Annotated in this window: 15 protein-coding genes and 1 pseudogene; 4 read left to right on the top strand and 12 right to left on the bottom strand. The window is 41.8% G+C overall.

Annotation, left to right across the window (positions count from 1 at the left end):
• Nucleotides 1–33: 33 nt before the first annotated feature.
• Nucleotides 34–1,199, bottom strand: a protein-coding gene (locus AC4CUX_RS08395) for an IS3-like element ISAba22 family transposase (RefSeq protein WP_267547491.1) whose coding sequence is annotated in 2 segments (ribosomal slippage) — nucleotides 34–941 and nucleotides 941–1,199 — 1,167 coding nt in all. Because the reading frame shifts where the segments join, the coding sequence is not laid out codon by codon here.
• 215 nt (nucleotides 1,200–1,414) lie between these two features.
• Here AC4CUX_RS08395 and AC4CUX_RS08390 point away from each other — a divergent pair.
• A pseudogene (locus AC4CUX_RS08390) lies at nucleotides 1,415–2,005 on the top strand (ATP-binding protein); the annotation flags it as partial.
• Between the two features lie 69 nt (nucleotides 2,006–2,074).
• On the opposite strand, the gene AC4CUX_RS08385 reads toward AC4CUX_RS08390, so the two are convergent.
• A complete protein-coding gene (locus tag AC4CUX_RS08385) occupies nucleotides 2,075–2,845 on the bottom strand; it encodes a TorF family putative porin (protein WP_058868716.1) in 771 nt (256 codons plus the stop codon).
• Nucleotides 2,846–3,191: 346 nt separating this feature from the next.
• Nucleotides 3,192–3,962: a TorF family putative porin gene (locus AC4CUX_RS08380; RefSeq protein ID WP_287166742.1), complete on the bottom strand. Its 771-nt coding sequence runs from the start codon at nucleotides 3,960–3,962 to the stop codon at nucleotides 3,192–3,194.
• A gap of 459 nt (nucleotides 3,963–4,421) precedes the next feature.
• Here AC4CUX_RS08380 and AC4CUX_RS08375 point away from each other — a divergent pair, with 459 nt between their 5' ends.
• Nucleotides 4,422–5,735 carry an OprD family outer membrane porin gene (locus tag AC4CUX_RS08375; RefSeq protein ID WP_005401006.1) on the top strand — a complete coding sequence of 438 codons (1,314 nt, stop codon included), beginning with the start codon at nucleotides 4,422–4,424 and terminating at the stop codon, nucleotides 5,733–5,735.
• 102 nt (nucleotides 5,736–5,837) lie between these two features.
• On the opposite strand, the gene ppa is transcribed toward AC4CUX_RS08375, so the two are convergent.
• Nucleotides 5,838–6,362, bottom strand: a complete 525-nt coding sequence (gene ppa / locus AC4CUX_RS08370; protein WP_004692877.1) for an inorganic diphosphatase — start codon at nucleotides 6,360–6,362, stop codon at nucleotides 5,838–5,840.
• A 117-nt stretch (nucleotides 6,363–6,479) separates the two neighbouring features.
• On the bottom strand, nucleotides 6,480–6,884 hold the full coding sequence (locus tag AC4CUX_RS08365; RefSeq protein WP_005401007.1) for an MAPEG family protein: 405 nt from the start codon (nucleotides 6,882–6,884) through the stop codon (nucleotides 6,480–6,482).
• Nucleotides 6,885–6,991: 107 nt separating this feature from the next.
• Here AC4CUX_RS08365 and AC4CUX_RS08360 point away from each other — a divergent pair, with 107 nt between their 5' ends.
• A complete protein-coding gene (locus tag AC4CUX_RS08360; RefSeq protein ID WP_004692879.1) occupies nucleotides 6,992–7,372 on the top strand; it encodes a hypothetical protein in 381 nt (126 codons plus the stop codon).
• Nucleotides 7,373–7,421: 49 nt separating this feature from the next.
• Here AC4CUX_RS08360 and AC4CUX_RS08355 read toward each other — a convergent pair whose 3' ends face one another.
• From AC4CUX_RS08355 to AC4CUX_RS08330, 6 genes are all read right to left on the bottom strand, one after another.
• Nucleotides 7,422–9,101: an AMP-binding protein gene (locus AC4CUX_RS08355; protein WP_078389581.1), complete on the bottom strand. Its 1,680-nt coding sequence runs from the start codon at nucleotides 9,099–9,101 to the stop codon at nucleotides 7,422–7,424.
• Nucleotides 9,102–9,249: 148 nt separating this feature from the next.
• The gene (parC, locus tag AC4CUX_RS08350; protein ID WP_279044816.1) at nucleotides 9,250–11,469 is read right to left on the bottom strand and encodes a DNA topoisomerase IV subunit A; all 2,220 of its coding nucleotides are present in this window, start codon (nucleotides 11,467–11,469) and stop codon (nucleotides 9,250–9,252) included.
• Nucleotides 11,470–12,004: 535 nt separating this feature from the next.
• Nucleotides 12,005–13,324 carry a niacin transporter NiaP gene (niaP, locus tag AC4CUX_RS08345; RefSeq protein ID WP_078389578.1) on the bottom strand — a complete coding sequence of 440 codons (1,320 nt, stop codon included), beginning with the start codon at nucleotides 13,322–13,324 and terminating at the stop codon, nucleotides 12,005–12,007.
• 103 nt (nucleotides 13,325–13,427) lie between these two features.
• Nucleotides 13,428–14,072: a trimeric intracellular cation channel family protein gene (locus tag AC4CUX_RS08340; RefSeq protein ID WP_004692884.1), complete on the bottom strand. Its 645-nt coding sequence runs from the start codon at nucleotides 14,070–14,072 to the stop codon at nucleotides 13,428–13,430.
• Between the two features lie 59 nt (nucleotides 14,073–14,131).
• Nucleotides 14,132–14,599, bottom strand: a complete 468-nt coding sequence (locus AC4CUX_RS08335; protein WP_279044811.1) for a YchJ family protein — start codon at nucleotides 14,597–14,599, stop codon at nucleotides 14,132–14,134.
• A gap of 69 nt (nucleotides 14,600–14,668) precedes the next feature.
• On the bottom strand, nucleotides 14,669–16,249 hold the full coding sequence (locus AC4CUX_RS08330; RefSeq protein WP_004692886.1) for a TerC family protein: 1,581 nt from the start codon (nucleotides 16,247–16,249) through the stop codon (nucleotides 14,669–14,671).
• A 334-nt stretch (nucleotides 16,250–16,583) separates the two neighbouring features.
• Here AC4CUX_RS08330 and AC4CUX_RS08325 point away from each other — a divergent pair, with 334 nt between their 5' ends.
• Nucleotides 16,584–17,204: an LOG family protein gene (locus AC4CUX_RS08325; RefSeq protein ID WP_279044809.1), complete on the top strand. Its 621-nt coding sequence runs from the start codon at nucleotides 16,584–16,586 to the stop codon at nucleotides 17,202–17,204.
• Between the two features lie 59 nt (nucleotides 17,205–17,263).
• Here the strand turns inward: AC4CUX_RS08325 and AC4CUX_RS08320 are convergent, their stop codons facing one another.
• Nucleotides 17,264–18,238: a hypothetical protein gene (locus AC4CUX_RS08320; protein WP_004978518.1), complete on the bottom strand. Its 975-nt coding sequence runs from the start codon at nucleotides 18,236–18,238 to the stop codon at nucleotides 17,264–17,266.
• Nucleotides 18,239–18,372: the final 134 nt, after the last annotated feature.

Below are 18,372 nucleotides of genomic sequence, written 5' to 3'. Positions count from 1 at the left end.
CTGAATTATCAGGAGACTTTCCCTTGGGAGATTCTAGGCAGCCAACTTATAAAAGTCTTCGGCCATTTGATTTGGTGTCTTAAAACCCAAACCCTTTTGAATTCTTCGATGATTATAAAATAATTCAATGTATTTTATAATATCTGCTTTGGCTTCTTCTCTGGTTTGATAGTTGTAATGATGCACTAACTCATTTTTCAGTATTCCCCAAAAGCTTTCAATCGGTGCATTATCGTAACAGTCTCCGCGCTTGCTCATTGAACCTTGAAAACCATATTGCTCAAGTATATTTCGATATTCATGGCTGCAATATTGACTTCCTCTGTCTGAATGCACAATCAGTTCTTTGGTTGGTTTTTGATTGTGAATAGCCATATTTAGCGCATTACAAACAAGCTGTGCTGTCATGCGCTCATTTAAGCTATAGCCAACCACTTGCTTCGTGTAAAGGTCTTTTACCGCTGCTAAGTACAGCCATCCTTCAACAGTCCATATGTACGTAATATCACTTGACCATGCTTGATTTGGTCTAGTCATTGAGAATTGTTGCTCCAGCAGGTTTTCATAGATCGCTCGATTATGGTCACTATTCGTAGTCCTTTTAAAACGCTTGTGTCGCTTACAATACAGGTGGTTCAGCGCTTTTATCTGACGTACAGCGTACATACTCATTTTTATGCCCTGAGCTTGTAAGTATTTGGTTAATCGAATATAACCATAGCTCTGCTTTGTCTCCTCATGGGCTATTTTCACCAATATCGTCTGTTGATTTCGTTGAATCGTTCTTTTGCTCACGCCTCTCTTGAACCAATCATAAAAACATGAAACTGAAACATGAAGTAATCGAGCCATTAAGGTAATTGGAAAAGAATATCTTTTTTGTTTCATATAGGCGTACCTTACTGACTTTCTTTGGCAAAGTACGCTGCTGCCTTTTTTAAAAATTCACGTTCCATTTCAGCTATTTTGAGCTGTTGTTTGAGTTTTTTATTTTCTTCGAGTAGAGCGTTTAGATCAGGTGAATACTGTTTTGTACCTGCTAAAGTTCCAGCCTTTGCTTTGGTATTCCAATTTGAAAGAGTTTGCATTGAAATGCTAAGTTGTCTGGCTGTTTCCGAGACATTGCCTTGATTGGCTTCAATTAATTTGATGGCTTCAGCTTTAAATTCTGTGGTGTAAGTCTTGTGTTTCTTGCTCATGGTAAACTCCTGATGAGTGTGTTTAGTTTACCAAGTTAAAACCTCCTGTTTTTTCAGCACACATCAAGTTAATTGGGAGGAAATTTCAAGAAATTATATTTTATGCAGTAGCTTCACAATATTTATCTTGAAAGTTTTGGAAATTCTATGAAGTTCGAAGAGATTTCTTATGAAAACTTATTTGATCTTTTTGATTACATAATTATCAATTTAGGGAAATACCAGAGTTTGACCGCAAGGTGTTGGAGGTTTTAAGACAGCCGATTGAAGCCAAAGAGATTGTGATTTCGCGTGCTTCACGGCAGATCACCTTTCCAGCCAATTTCCAACTGATTGCCGCAATGAACCCGTGTCCCTGTGGTTATGCTTTTAATCAAGATAGCCGTTGCCAGTGCTCAGCCGAGGCGATTAAACGCTACCAAAACCGCATTTCAGGGCCTTTGCTGGATCGGATTGATTTACATATTGATGTACCACCCTTGCATGCTTCTGAATTGCAAGACACACAAGCCGTGGAAGACTCGGCAACTGTACGTGAGCGCGTGATTCAAGCTTATGAATGGCAAATGCAGCGCCAAGCTTGTCTCAATATGGCTTTATCACCCAAACAACTCGAACAATTCGCACCGCTAGATGGACAAGCGGCTTTAATCTTTGAAAAAGCACAACAGCGTTTAAATTTGTCTGCTCGGGGTTATCATCGGATTTTAAGAGTGGCCAGAACCATTGCGGATTTGGCCCAGTCAGAGCACATCCAAACAGGACATTTGACTGAAGCTCTCTCCTACCGACAGCAAAATGCCTAAAATTGCTAAATTCCACATAGAAAAACCCCTCCAGTCCTATGACTAGAGGGGTTTTGAAGATGCTAAAACTTAGAAAGTTTTAGTTAAGGTAAACACAGCACCTGTTTCTACACCACGTGCTGTCACATGATCCAGATTATCAGTATCAATATTGGTTCCTACTGCTGCCAATTCTGCTGTTGCACCAGGAATAGACTGGAATGCATAGGTCACACCTACTTTCCAATCGACATAATTGTCATCATCACCAAATGAATATTTATCTTCATCACTGACCACGGTATAACCCACATTCGCAACGCCACCAAAGCCCGTTGAACCAAATGGAATTGCATAACCAGCATTGATGTTCCAACTGTCTGTATCTGCTGCAACATAGTCATTGGTATAGTTTACATTGGTCAGTAGGCTGTCCCCTTCAGTAAAGACACTCGCAAAGGTTAATTTGCCATAAAACTCTAACCAGTTCAGATCATCTGCACTTGGATAGTTGTAGTACACCATACCCACATCAAGCACTGGCTTGCTGGCAAAGCTTTCTAATGTTGTTGCAAAACCAATCGATGGATCGAGTTCTAAACTCGGTGAACCTTCGCCAAAATCAACATTTGACCCCCAAAGACCCAAATACAAGCCTGAGTCATGTGCCAAAGTAAAGCCCGCTTGTACCGCTGGATCATTTTGGGTTTGAGTTAAACCACGGAAACGATAGTCGGTTGTTACAGCAGCACTTCCGCTAAAAGAGAAACCAAACGGTAATGCTGGCTCGTCATCTGCGAAAGTGAATGTAGAAGCTGAAGCCACCACAGCTAAAGATAATGCTTTAAGTGCAAATTTCATTGTTTGATTCCCCCACATCGTATCCGACGTTTTTTGGTTATTTCGATAAACTCATGTAGGTAGTAGCAATAGCTATGCCACATTCAATTCAAAACCAGACCCGTTTTTCAAAAAGTCATATTAAGAATTTGTTTTTATTCAATTTATATGAAATATAAAAAAATTAACTCGCACTCAACTTGATCGTAAAATATCTTCGCGGTGAATTGAAGCCAAGCTGATCAAGCAAACATAATTGTTTACAATATGCGCTATTTTGAGACTCATCTTTGGAACGTACGTTTTTAAGTGCATAAAAAAAGTGCATCTCCAACCGATCAGGATGCACTCTTCATATTTGTAACATTTAGAAGTTGTAAGTTAAACCCAGCACCAGATGGTCCTCTAAATCCTCTCCCATACGATTATGTACACCATAAATATAATCCGCAGACATCTCGATCCCTGTCTCTGCAAAGGGTCTACTCAGGCCTAAGCGAACTTCATTAACAGTAAAGTTCTTCTCTGTAGTGAGTATGGCATCATCATGCTGACGATAAATCGATGCACCAATTGAACTATTGAGTTGAAAGTTTTGTGGAAGTGCATAATGATGTGCAAGGCTTAAATAGGTATCGCCTGCATTGGCATAGCTTACATCGGCTAAAGCCACCGTGACGCCTACATCAAAGTCTTTATAGCTCAGACTATTTACAAACTCCGCTCCAGTCGTACTTCGGCGTTCTGTGCGATCTTCACTATAGACCGAGCCGCCATCATTATATAAATAAGTCACAATATGTGAGCGGTAGCTTAAATCTGGGCTGAGTGTGCCTGCATACCCCATATAAAAATCATGCTCAACACCGTGATCTTTACTGATATCCGCTGCATCATAATTCAGTGTTGAAGCCCAATAACCAGCATATAGACCAGATGCATGTTCATATTCAAGCCCTGCTTGTAGGGTCGGCTGATCATTTTCAATACCCCCACGATAAATATACTGACTGAGCACAGCAAGGCTTCCACTGAGTCCACCTTCTGAACTTTGTTGCTGTGGCTCACTTGCGTTGACCAACATACTGCCAGTGGAAAAAATTAAAAATAGTGCAATTTTATGTGAATTTTTATGCATTTAAGCTCTCAAAATCTCTTTAGACATGAATCATTTACTGATTCCATACCTATAAATTTTAAAGCTATTTTTTAACAATGGGTCCATTTTATCTAGGCAACTGCTGTGTAATTCATCATTTGCCAATCTGGGTATGGGTTATTCTGAACCGATTCCAGACGACTAGAAATGACTGAACACTTTGATTCATAAGCTAAAATGACCTAACAGTCTATATATTATATTCTGCGATACATAGCAAAAAACAGAATTAAGAAGAGAAAAATAATTCGATGTTTTATAAAGATTTATTTTAGTAAACTGAATATTTTAACTAAAATTAAAATATTTCAAACATATCGCTTACAAAAAAATGCATTACTTTAGTTGAATATGTTAAATAAAAATGACAATTTTTCAGCGATTACTTATACAATTGCTGTTCTCTTTCCATCCAATTTGTATAAGGTTCGCTCCCCAATGCAAAACACAAAAAAATTAGCATTAGCAGTTTTAGTACAAACTGCACTTATATCAACAGCTTTTGCGAGTGAGCAAAGTGAATCTAAAGGTTTCGTTGAGGACGCTGAAGGATCAGTGTTATTTCGTACTGGTTATTTAAGTCGTGACAAGAAAAATGGTGTAGCTGATACAAGTTCAGCAGCTCAAAGCGCAATAGTTAAAATTGAGTCTGGTTATACCAAAGGTATCGTTGGGTTTGGTTTAGGCGTAGTTGGTGATGGTTCGTTCAAATTAGGCGAAAATAACCATGCTGGCAACCAAATGATTCCATTGCACAACAATGGTGCAAAAGATTCAAATGGCCATGTTGATGCTTATGACCACTGGGCTCGTGGTGGCGGTATCGTCAAAGCGCGTATTTCAAATACTGAAGTGCGTTATGGTACTCAAGTACTCGATTTACCTGTTCTTGCAAGTAATACTGGACGTATGGTTCCTGAATATTTTACAGGTACTTTATTAACTAGCCACGAAATCAAGAATCTTGAAATTGTTGCTGGTAAATTTACTAAGAACCAAATGTCTGATCAAATCAAAACCGATGCTGACGTCAATGGCAATGGTCTTGATCGTGCAATTGTTTGGGGAGCTAAGTACAAATTTGATGACAATTTAAATGCATCTTATTATGGCTTAGACAGCAAAAATGCTCTTGAACGTCATTATGTAAATGTGAACTTTAAACAGCCTTTAGCGAATGACAGTTCATTAACTTACGATTTAAGTGCTTATCATACTAAGTTTGATGAAGCAGCAAATACTTATTCACAAACCACTGATAACTTATCAGATCGTAAGAATGATATTTGGGCTCTTTCTACAGCTTATAATACTGGCGCACATAACATCATGGTTGCATACCAACAAAACAGTGGTAATGTTGGTTATGACTATGGTCAAAATGCTGATGGCTTCCAAAGTATATACCTTCCAAACTCATACCTTTCTGACTTTATTGGTAACGATGAAAAATCTGCCCAAATCCAGTACAGTCTTGATTTTGGTAAATTAGGTATATTACCAGGTCTAAACTGGACAACTGCATTTGTATACGGTTGGGATATCAAAGTCAAAGATATGACGAATGATGCGCAAGAGCATGAATTCTTTAACCAAGTGAAATATACAGTTCAATCTGGTTTTGCTAAAGATGCGAGCTTACGTTTACGTCATTCGTACTACCGTGCAAGTGATGAATATCAAACAAATGCATACATTGGTGACACCAACGAATGGCGTGTTTGGTTAGACATTCCTGTGAAATTCTTCTAATTTCTATGGAAAAGCTAATCTAATAAAAAACCTGCACATTGTGCAGGTTTTTTATTGAAGCCTACAATCAAACACAGTTCAATCGAGGCTTCATAGACAGAATTATTTTGCTGCTTCGATTGCTTTAAGCACTTCTTGCTTAGCAACTTCAGAACCTTCCCAACCTGTTAATTTAACCCACTTCCCTGGCTCTAAGTCTTTATAGTGCGCGAAGAAGTGTTCAACTTGTTGAATCAGTAAAGGTGGAAGATCGGTATATTCTTTCACGTCTTTATAAATTGGCGTTAACTTGTCGTGTGGAACTGCGATTAATTTCGCATCGATACCACCGTCATCTTCCATGTTCAATTTACCCACAGGACGGCAACGAATTACTGAGCCTGGTTCAACTGGATGCGGCGTTACAACAAGTACATCTAATGGGTCACCATCTTCAGACAAGGTGTTTGGTACATAACCATAGTTCGCTGGGTAGAACATTGCTGTACCCATGAAACGATCTACAAAAAGCGCATCCGAATCTTTATCAATTTCATATTTGATTGGTGCTGCATTTGCAGGAATTTCGATGATCACGTAGATATCGTTCGGTGCATCTTTACCCGCAGGGATATTGCTGTAGCTCATAACATCACTCTTTAACAAGTTAAATCTTTTAAAAACCGCATCGATTATAACGGTTTTTGAGAAAAAAATATTTCTGCGATTATACATCCACTGGGTGAAAATATGTATGTTTCGCACTTAGCCCATTGTCAGTCGAATGACCAACAATAATAAACAAATTGGGCAAAGCAGTGACAACAGCCAAACGATCGATCGAAGCGTCGACCAGTTAGCCAAATAACAAATGCCATACACCACACGAAAGACAAGATAGGCAATACCAAACGTCATAGTGACCACTTGCGGAATCACCATATATTCAGCCATTAAGATGGCGGCAATAAATAACGGTAAACTCTCAAAACTATTTTGCTGTGCCGCATTGGCACGTGCAGCCAGACCAGTCGTTTTGGCGAGAAATTCACGCGGATGTTGATTATCTTTGGCGCGAAATCCTGCTGTTTTTTTAGCAATGATTGTAAATACGTAAGGCAGTAAACAAGCAATTAAAATGAGATAAATAATCCCGCTAATGCTTTGCATTGGTTTTTTCTCATCAAGATCATTTCGACGGCTATCATAGCATGGCATTCCGAGGATAAATTTGGTTAAATTATAGTGTTTTTATAATTTCCCGATGAGACTCCAGCATGGCTAGCCCTGATCAAAAAGAAATGTTCGACGTGCTCGAAATTCAGCGTCAACATCAACGCCACGTGGATCGTGTTTTAAAGATTGTGCTTCCCGTTACTGCATTTTTATTGGCGGTCATTTGTGCCAATATGAATATTGGTTCGACTCTTGGCACACTGGTCATGCTGATCATTGCATTTTGGATGGTCGGGATTAAACGTCAAAACCTATGGTCTTGGTTGCTTGCAGTGACCGTCTATTGTCTGATCGATAATGTCCTGAGCTTTGGTAGTTTTGCTTTCCCAGCCTTTAGTCGTCAGTGCGGTACGATGCTGACCTTTGTTGGCATCTTGGGCATTGGCCGTCCCTATATCGACCGCTGGTTAATGAAAAATTAAATGCGAACATGAAAAAAAAGCGCCTGATGGCGCTTTTTTTTATTTGAACTTAAGCTGTTTTACGTAAATCTTTACGTAGGATTTTACCTACGTTTGATTTCGGTAACTCATCCAAGAATTCAACATAACGCGGACGTTTGTAACCGGTTAAGTTCTCTTTCGCGAATGCCAATACTTCTTCTGTGGTTAAAGATGGATCTTTCTTCACCACAAACAGTTTTGGTACTTCACCTGATTTTTCATCAGGTACACCAATGGCAGCGACTTCCAATACTTTAGGATGCTTTGAAACCACTTCTTCAATTTCTGAAGGGTAAACGTTAAAGCCTGACACCAAAATCATGTCTTTCTTACGGTCTACAATTTTCACATAGCCGCGAGGGTCCATGACACCAATGTCACCTGTACGGAAGAAACCATCTTCAGTCATCACTTTAGCCGTTTCATCTGGACGGTTCCAATAGCCACGCATCACTTGGGGACCACGGATTGAAATCTCACCTTGTTCACCCAGTGCAACTTCCTTCCCATCATCATCCAAAATTGCAACTTCAGTTAATGGCAATGGAATACCAATTGTGCCGCTAAATTCTTCTGACGCTGGCGGATTTGCCGTTGCCACAGGTGAAGTTTCAGATAGGCCGTAACCTTCAATGATGTTGGTTCCAGTAATTCGCTTCCACGCTTCTGCTGTAGAAGGAAGCACAGCCATACCACCGCCCATCGCCATTTTCAATTTGCTGTGGTCGAGTTGCTTAAACTCTTCATTGTTCACTAAAGCATTGAATAGTGTATTCACTGCTGGGAAGAATGACGGTTGATATTTACGTAATTCTTTCATCACCGCAGGTAAATCACGCGGGTTTGGAATCAAAACGTTGGCTTGGCCTTTGTACATGCCGTACATCGCACACACCATGAACGCAAAAATATGATATAGCGGTAAGGCACAGAAAATGCGGTCATCAGGTTGACCATCTTGTGCACCAAATTTACTTTGGAAAATACCGTCACACTGCAACATGTTCGCCACAAGGTTGCGATGCGTCAGTTCTGCACCTTTTGATACCCCTGTAGTGCCGCCAGTGTACTGAAGCACTGCTGTGTCACTTAACGTTAAGTTCGGGCGCTTATAGTTACTCGCACTAACTTTCGACATTGCCGCATTAAAGCGAATATGGCCAGGAATATTCCATGCTGGAATTTGCTTACGCACTGAACGTAATACAAAGTTCACCAGTGTGCCTTTTAATGCACCCAACATGTCACCTACAGAGGCAATCACAACATGTTTAACTGGGGTTTTACCATTAATCGCTTGATAAACAGAGGCAAAGTTTTCGATGATCACTAAAACTTCTGAACCCGAGTCATTTAACTGATGTTCAAGTTCACGCGCGGTATACAGTGGATTGACGTTAACCAGTACTAAACCTGCACGGAATACACCCAAAGCAACGATAGGATACTGAAGAACGTTCGGCATCATCACAGCGACACGTGAGCCTTTTGCTAGACCCAAACTTTGTAAATACGTTGCAAATTTACGGCTTGCTTCTTCTAACTCACTAAAAGTGAGTACTTTATCCATAAAGATAAAAGCATCACGAGAGCCAAATTTTTGGAAATTTCGTTCAAAAACATCTACTAATGACGTGTTTTCTGGTGGCAATTCTACAGTCTCTGGAATCCCCATTTTTTGGTATTCTGCGAACCAAATTTTTTCCATATCGCCCGATTCTCCTATCAGTAATCCTTAAATTTCAACTATTGTTCTCAATATTAAGCGCTCTTTATTTAACTTCTGTTGCTTAATACTGCATCCATTTCCCGCATACATATCATATATAACGTATTTTGATCAATGGATGCTAGTTTTATCTCTGAACTAACAGTTTATTTGCTTTTTGATAACCACGTGGTAATAACTGCCCTTTTGATGCTCTTTTGCCTATGTATTTTTGCAAGTCATCACCCTTCAATTTTAGTTGCTGCTGTCCTGCAACGACTTGCAGTATTTCATCTAGCGTTAATCTTGTCATGAATACAATTTGATCTTTCTCTTCAAGTTGTATCAATTTATTACCTTTACCTTTATTCAAAATAGGTAACTCTGACAACTCTAAAATCAACAAACGACCCGTTGAGGTCAATAATGCCAAATGGGTGGCCTGATCAACACTGGTTAACGGCATGACTGTGGCTTTTTCAGGTAAAGTTAAGAAGGCTTTCCCTGCTTTTGCATTGGTATCTAACTGTTTTGCCTGTGTTTTAAACCCATATCCTTTACTACTTAGCGCTATGACTTCGGCTTCATCATCAGCAATAAAGACTTGTTTAAAACCAATACCACTGGCTGGGGACAATTTTGAACTCAACGGTTCGCCCAGACCACGCGCGGACGGTAGGCTATTAATGGCTAGGGCATAACTACGTCCTGACTCATCCAGCACATACACGCGCTGATTAGATTTACCTTGCGCATGACTGAGGTATTGATCGCCTGCACGGAAGTTCAAGTTTTCAGCATCAACTTCATGACCTTTGGCTGAACGAATCCATCCTGCCTCAGACAACACCACAGTCACAGGATCAGCAGGCATGAAATCTTGCTCACTCATCGCCGTCGCTTCTGCACGATGCACGATTGGTGAACGACGGTCATCGCCATATTTTTTCGCATCATCTTTGAGTTCATTGATGATTAAAGTCTTTAAAGACTCAGGATTGGCCAACTGTTCACGAATCAGTGCAGCTTTGGCCTCTAACTCTTCTTGCTCACGGCGCATTTCCATTTCTTCAAGTCGGGCCAAATGACGCAACTTGAGTTCTAAAATGGCTTCGGCCTGAATGTCATCAATATTAAAACGTGACATCAACTCCGCTTTGGGCTGTTCTTCTTCACGAATAATACGAATCACTTCATCAATATTTAAATAGGCAATAATCAAACCGCCCAAAATATGTAAACGTTTTTCAATTTTATTCAGGTGATATTGCAGACGACGGGTAACAGTTTCCTTTCGAATTTCAATCCACTCCAGCAAAATACGACGAATCGATTTCACTTGTGGACGGCCATCCGCACCAATCATGTTCATATTGACCCGATAGCTCGACTCAAGATCGGTGGTGGCAAAAAGGTGACTCATCACCGCTTCAGCATCAATCCGATTTGAGCGCAGTACGATTACCAAACGGGTTGGGTTTTGATGATCTGATTCATCTCGAATATCACTGACCAAAGGCAGTTTTTTCGCCTGCATTTGATCTGCAATTTGTGAAATGACCTTCGAGCCTGACACTTGATAAGGCAAGTCCGTGATCACAATTTCATTTTTTTCGATGCGATACACCGAACGCATACGGTAACTGCCCCGACCTGTGCTTTGTATTTTTAACAGCTCTTCAGGTGGCGTAATAATTTCTGCTTTGGTCGGCAAATCGGGTGCAGGAATATATTCTGCAACTTTTTCATCGCTTAAATTTGGATTACGAATTAAGGCAATGGTGCCTTTCACGACTTCACGCAGGTTGTGTGGCGGAATGTCCGTAGCCATACCAACTGCAATGCCTGTGGTGCCATTTAACAATATATTCGGAATACGTGCAGGTAAAGTCACGGGCTCTTTCATCGAACCATCAAAGTTATCCTGCCAGTCACAAGTCCCCTGTCCCAGTTCAGACAAAAGCACTTCACTATACTGAGATAATTTGGCTTCGGTATAACGCATCGCAGCGAATGATTTCGGATCATCGGGAGAACCCCAGTTACCTTGACCTTCAATAAACGGATAACGATAACTAAAAGGCTGCGCCATCAGCACCATCGCTTCATAGCAGGCCGAATCACCATGCGGGTGATACTTACCGAGTACATCGCCAACGGTACGCGCAGATTTTTTGGGTTTACCGCTGTGTTTCAGCCCCAATTCACTCATGGCATACACAATACGGCGTTGTACAGGTTTTAAGCCATCGCTGATATGCGGTAAGGCACGATCCATGATCACGTACATGGCGTAATTGAGATATGCTTGTTCAGTAAATTCTGCTACGGAACGGTTTTCTGTCGCTTGATGCGCAAGGTTCGTCATAACAACCTGTCATCCTAATTAATCGTTTTTTGTTTAAGTTCTTATGCTATGTCGCAGGCTCTGCCTATACAAGTGAAAGCGTACACCACTACGACAAATTGCGTCTTTAGATGTTCCTAGTGTCGTAAAATTATCCATTTTTTTTAAAATGAGCAACTAATTATTTTGAAGTTCAGTTCCTGTGTTCATCTCTGCTCATCAATGAAAATGGTTAAGCAACTTCAGTCTTCTCAACTTGATCGATACGATCGACAAAAAGTTGGGGCATCCTCGCCCAAAATACGACACAACCAATTGGATAGATTGCATCAATCAAGTCGCAGCTATTTAAATAGCCTCATCATGCACGGGGCTAACTTTTATCAAAATGCAGCTTTGAGAAGCCACATTTCAGCCGAGCAGATTGAATTTTTTATTGCTGAGTTGGATCTAGTTCTCGGCTATTTTCAGATCGATCATCTAGATTTTATGTTGAAGTGTATTGAAGACTGAGAGTCTCAGCACATCTGACTCTCAATCTTCAGCGCGGACTAAATTACAGTCCAATTTCTTCCAATGTTTTGCCTTTGGTCTCTTCACCCAAAATCAAAATTACCGCTGCCACCGCAAGCAATACCGCGGTAAACATCATGAAAATCGCACTAAATCCATTGCTCTGTACCATCATATGCGTCACCACCATCGGTGCGACAATGCCGCCCATACGACCAATGGCCGATGCCCAGCCCGAACCAAAAGCCCGGATATTGGTTGGATATTGCTCTGGGGTATAGGTATACAACACGCCCCATGCACCGAGGTTAAAGAATGACATCAAACAACCCCAGAACATGATCATGCTCACAGTATCAGCTTGACCAAAGAAATACGCGGAAACTGCACACATGCCAATAAAACCAGCCAAGGTTGCTTTACGTCCCAGCTTTTCGACCAGCCATGCTGCGGCCACATAGCCTGGCAGCTGTGCCAAAATCATCACCAAGACATATTCAAAAGACTGAACAATGCTATACCCCTGCTTCACCAGCAAACTCGGTAACCATGTAAAAATGCCATAATACGAGTAGACAATACCAAACCAAATCAACCATAACATCAAGGTTCTACGCGCAAATGCCCCCGACCAGAGCTGGGTAAAAGACACGGTCTTTTTCTCTGCCACCGGTTTAACGATGATATGTTCAACGACTTCCACACCGCATTGACGTTCAATCTGCTGCACCAAAGCATGCGCTTCCACAATGCGACCACGGTTGATGAGATAAGGAATTGACTCAGGCACCTTGAACCAAATCACAATGGCGTACAGTGCAGGAATCCCACCGATTAAGAAAGCCATATGCCAGTCAAATTTTGGAATCACAAAATACGCCACCAATGCAGCGCAAAGCCAACCTAGACCCCAAAAACTTTCTAGCAGCACGATAAAACGCCCACGCACCTGCGCAGGAATGTATTCACTGACCAAGGTCACCGCTACTGGCAACTGTCCACCTAAGCCTAAACCCACAATAAAACGAAACGCCAACAACCACGTTAAGTTCGGGGCAAAAGCACAGGCCGCCGTCGCTAAACTGTAAATCACTAGGGTCGCGGCAAAAACTGTTTTACGTCCAATGCGGTCGGCCAAGCCCCCTGAACACACTGCACCAATCGCCATTCCAACAAAGCCAATGGAGACCACCCAACCTTTTTCGGTTGGGCTCATGTGCCAGTCTTCGGCCATTTTTGCCAAAATGAAAGAAATCAGCCCCGTATCCATGGCATCGAACATCCAGCCCAAGCCAATGACCCACAATAAGGTGTAGTGAAATTTACCGATCGGTAAGCGTTGTATGCGAGAAACTAAATCCATAGCTCGGCCTCTAAAGCGGGAAAAGATAGCGGGCTGCTTTCTCAACAGGCTTTATCATTATGTGCTTTTTTTATACAAATAAGGCAGTCAAATCACTGCTATTTTAGCTGGCATCTTTCGAGGAAGCAGATTGCTCATCATCGTCTTGATAAATGAATTTCGGCATTTCTAAGCCAAAGTAAATCGCGATTAGACGTAAGCTAAAACCAAAGATCAAAGTCGAAATCACGGTCAGCTCAAGTGATAAACCGAGCTGAATGCAGCCCCAATAGAAAATCACCGCGACAAAAGAAATACTGGCATACAGTTCACGGCGGAAGACCAAAGGGACGTCATTACACAAAATATCACGTAAGATACCGCCTGATACCCCTGTCAGAACTCCAGCAACCGCAGACACCACAAAACCATGTCCCATTTCTAAGGCAATTTGACAGCCAATGATGGTAAAACCGATCAGGCCAAGAGCATCGAGCACCAAGAAAATGTTGCGTAAATGGCGCATCCACTTAGCAATCAAAATCGTCATAAAAGCGGCAAAACAGGTCAGCATCAAATATTCAGGATGCTTGACCCAAGTCAGCGGATAATGTCCCAACAACACATCGCGGACAGAACCACCACCCAGTGCTGTGACACAGGCAATAATCACCACACCAAACCAATCCATACTACGCCGACCCGCCGACAGTGCACCTGTCATTGCCTCTGCTGTGATCGCTATAATATAAATAATAGTGAGTAACATCGCCTGGATTCCATATAGGCTAATTGATGCGCGCTATTCTAAGCCAAATTTGCTTAAAATTATAAAAATTGTGCACAACATTGTTTAAATTTTTTCCCTGAACCGCAGATGCACGCTTGTTTCATGGTGATATGCATTTCAGTGGTTGGATCTAAAAAATACCATGCCTCTGCATGTTTCACAAAATGTGAAATTTCATGATATATCTGTGGCGATGTACCATCATGATAATAGGCTTTGAACTCGACCATGGCATGGTTTTTATCGAGTTTTTCATTGGCCTGCACGACGTCTAACTTCAACCATTGATTGCTTCGACTCCACTCTGCAATTGCTGCAACATCTAGAGCCTGTTGCTGCCCCAACGCTGTGGTTTGTACAATGTAATCAATTTGTTGTTTAGCAAAAGCACTATAACGTGAGCGCATAAGTTGAGCCACGCTCTGCGCATGACTTTGTCCCAAGTGCAAAGGCTGACAGCACTGCTTATATTCACCCTGTCCACACGGACACTCAACATTACTCATGATTTTTCCATAAAAATAGCTCGACAGTGCGAGCTATTTTAACCTGTTCAAACCAGATTAAGGTTTGTTTTAAGATGATTCCTTGTGCAGATCTGACTTTGGAATCACATGCACTTTTTCAATTTTGTGCCCATCCATCGTCACCACTTCAAAAATACAGCCATCTGCTTCAAGGCTAGAGCCATTTTCGGGTAAACGACCTAAATGAAAGAGGATATAGCCTGACAAGGTTGAGTACTGATCAGACTCATCGACCAAATCACGATCCAACAATAACGACACATGGCGAATATCAGTGGAACCATCGAGCATCAAACTGCCATCTTCCAAACTTTCAGCCACATTGTCTTCAGCATCTTCATCGGGGAACTCCCCTGCAATCGCTTCCAATACGTCAATCGGCGTGGCAATCCCTTCAATCGAGCCATATTCATTCAAGACCAAAGCCATTTGTAACGGCGCTTGACGCAATTGTTCCATCACCATCAGGACTTGCGCATTTTCATGCACAATCACAGGTTCACGTAAATGTTTATCAAAATCGAGTACACCGGTTTCGATATATTCATTCAAAACTTTATGGGTCAGCACCACACCAGCGATGTTGTCTAACTCGCCCCGTGCCACGATTAAACGTGAATGCGTAATACTGAGTAGTTGTGATTTGATTGAAGCTTCTTCATCCTCTAAATCAATCCACTCCAACTCTGGACGTGGGGTCATCACGGACTTCACAGGACGCTCGGACAAACCCAGCACCCCTTGCACCAAGACACTATGATAGACCCCATTTTCAGGATCAAATACTTCATCCGCATAGGCGCGAGTTGCCAGTACATCTTCAGGCTCAGAGGCATGATCACTACTTTTACCGCCCAACATTCGCAGCACCGCAGATGCAGTTTTATAGCGAAGATCTGTGGTGGTGACCATTTTTTCTTGATTACGGCGCATGGTTTGGTTGATGAATTCAACAATCACCGAGAAACCAATCGCGGCATATAAGTAACCTTTTGGAATATGGAAACCAAAGCCTTCTACAATCAATGAGAAACCGATCATCATCAAGAAGCCGAGACACAAAATCACCACGGTTGGATGTTTGTTGACGAACTCCATCAAAGCCTTGGATGCCCACAGCATAATGCCCACGGCGATAACCACCGCAATCATCATCACAGACAGGTGTTTAACCATACCGACTGCGGTAATCACCGAGTCTAAGGAAAATACAGCATCCAACACCACAATCTGAACGATCACCATCCAAAACACAGCATTGGCTGGACTTTCTTCTTTTTGAACCACTTTGGCGTCAATACGCTCATGCAGTTCCATGGTGCCTTTAAACAGTAAAAACACCCCACCAAACAGAAGAATCAAATCCCGTCCTGAGAAAGGATGGTCGAAGATATGGAACAGCGGCTCGGTCAGTGTCACCACCCAAGCAATTGAGGCCAACAGCACCAAACGCATTAAGAGTGCAAGGATCAAACCAACAACACGGGCCGTATTGCGTTGTTCTGGTGGAAGTTTCTCCGCCAAAATCGCAATAAAAACCAAGTTATCAATCCCCAGCACGATTTCCAGCACCACTAAGGTGAGTAACCCCACCCACGCAGAAGGATCAGACATCCATTCAAATATCATGTGATCTGCTCCTGTCGAGGGGAAATATACGGTGCATAACGCAACTTAAGCGGATGAAAAGGAAGATTCAGCCCCAATGGCTGTAATTTTTTTCGGAAAACTGAAGATGTCTTGAGCGACAACTACCACTACCCATGTTCGTTCTTGTGTTGTAAAACAGGAAATAAGTATAGGCAAGATCTACATGAAATTCATCTTTTTTTCAAAAGCGCACTGTTTTAAAGTATTTAACAAATTATTACCCGATTGTTAGATTAAATACAGCTTGCCGTCACATTTCTTGCTTAAACTAAGAGAGAAAAAGTAGATAAAGCAAAAGGTAAAAACATACGCCATGAATAGTGAATTAAAAATATCCTCTCTCAACACTGAAGTAAATGTTCAAACCACTCAACCTCTGATCGCACTTTACTGCGGTTCTCGTTCAGGCAATAAACCGATTTATCAAGAAAAAGCGATTGCACTGGCACAAGGTTTAGCTAAACAGGGTTTTGGTCTGGTTTATGGGGGGGCCAGCATTGGCCTCATGGGACAAGTGGCCGATGCCATGATTAGCCACGGCGGTGAAGCAGTCGGCGTCATTCCAGAATTTATGCTGGATTATGAAATTGCGCATCACCAACTGACCGAATTACATGTTGTACAAACCATGCATGAGCGCAAAGCCTTAATGGCCGAACGTGCAAGCGCCTTTGTCGCACTACCCGGTGGTTTAGGCACTTTTGAAGAAATTTTAGAGGTGGCAACCTGGGGACAACTGAACCAACACCAAAAACCGATGATGATTTATAACGTCAATGGTTTCTATGACGCACTGATTGCCCAGTTGGATCATGCAGTAGAAGAAGGTTTTCTACCGCCACAGCACCGCGCAAAAGTAATTGTATGCAACCACGCTGAACAGATTTATTCAGCCATTGCCAACCTCGGCAGTCCAGCACACTTTGCCATTTAAACCCTGTTCTTAATGCCATAAAAAAGCGAGCCTAGTGCTCGCTTTTTTAACATGTGCGGTTATTGCCCATAATGGGTGACAAAATTATAGAACCACGGCAGTGTGGTCGCCAAAATCACGGACATGGCTAAGCCAAACATCAATTTCATCGCATCTTTACTGACGTTACGCGAAGTGCGGTGTTTGTTCACTTCATCAAAAATCATCGACATTGCAAACTCACGACCTGCAAGTAAACCTAAGAATACCCATGTGGTACTCATTGGAATATTGCTCCACTCTTTGAACACCAACAAAATCAGGGCATACATAAAGTCAATAATAGTCGCTGCACGAATATCAGTAACACCTGTTTTGGTATCGACAATCTTCTGAATCGCACCACCACGTTGGTACAAAATCACCGCCAACAACACCACAAAGACCGTGATGGCAAACAGTAAAAATGAAAACGGCACTTGACGGGGTACATAGACGAAAATATTGGCCAAATCTTGAATCAGCCACTGACTCCACAGAAAAGCCGTAGAGACCCACTGTAGTCCGATCCAAATATGCGACGGTTCTTGATTACGGGTTTTCGCAAAATACTTTGCGACTTGGCGCATCACAAAACGATAGACAATAATCGCAACCACAAAGGCCACCGCATAGCCCATCATCGATTTCACCATCATCGAGCCTAAACTTGCAGGCGAGAAAATGGTTAAAACCAAGAAAGTGGTACTGACGGGAATTCCGTATTTGGTTAAAAATAACAGTAAAATCGGTGGCACAATATAGAGCCACGTGACCCCACCCTCAGGAAAAGGAATCGTTTCTAAACGGCCATATGATGCATCACCCACACCGGATGCATACCAACCATAAATCAACACCACCACCAAAATGCTGCTGATAAAGAGCCAAAGCACCCACCATGGACGATGTGCATTGGATGAAATAAACGTACCTAATGTCTGTGGCACATCATTTCCGACGATAGAATAAGCGGCTAAACAGAAGCCTATCACCATCAAAATTTCGATTGTCATAAAACCAACCTTTTGAATAATTTATTCCAAGACAATGCCCTTGGACGTTTGCCAAAGATTATGACGGTTTTATTTCATTTTCATGACATCCCTGTCATATATTTTTTGTAGCGCCATAAAAAAGAGCACCGTAG

The sequence above is a fragment of the Acinetobacter sp. 231_lipA genome, assembly GCF_058243005.1.
Note: the sequence above shows the minus strand (reverse complement) of the source record. Positions and strands in the feature narration are given on the sequence as shown.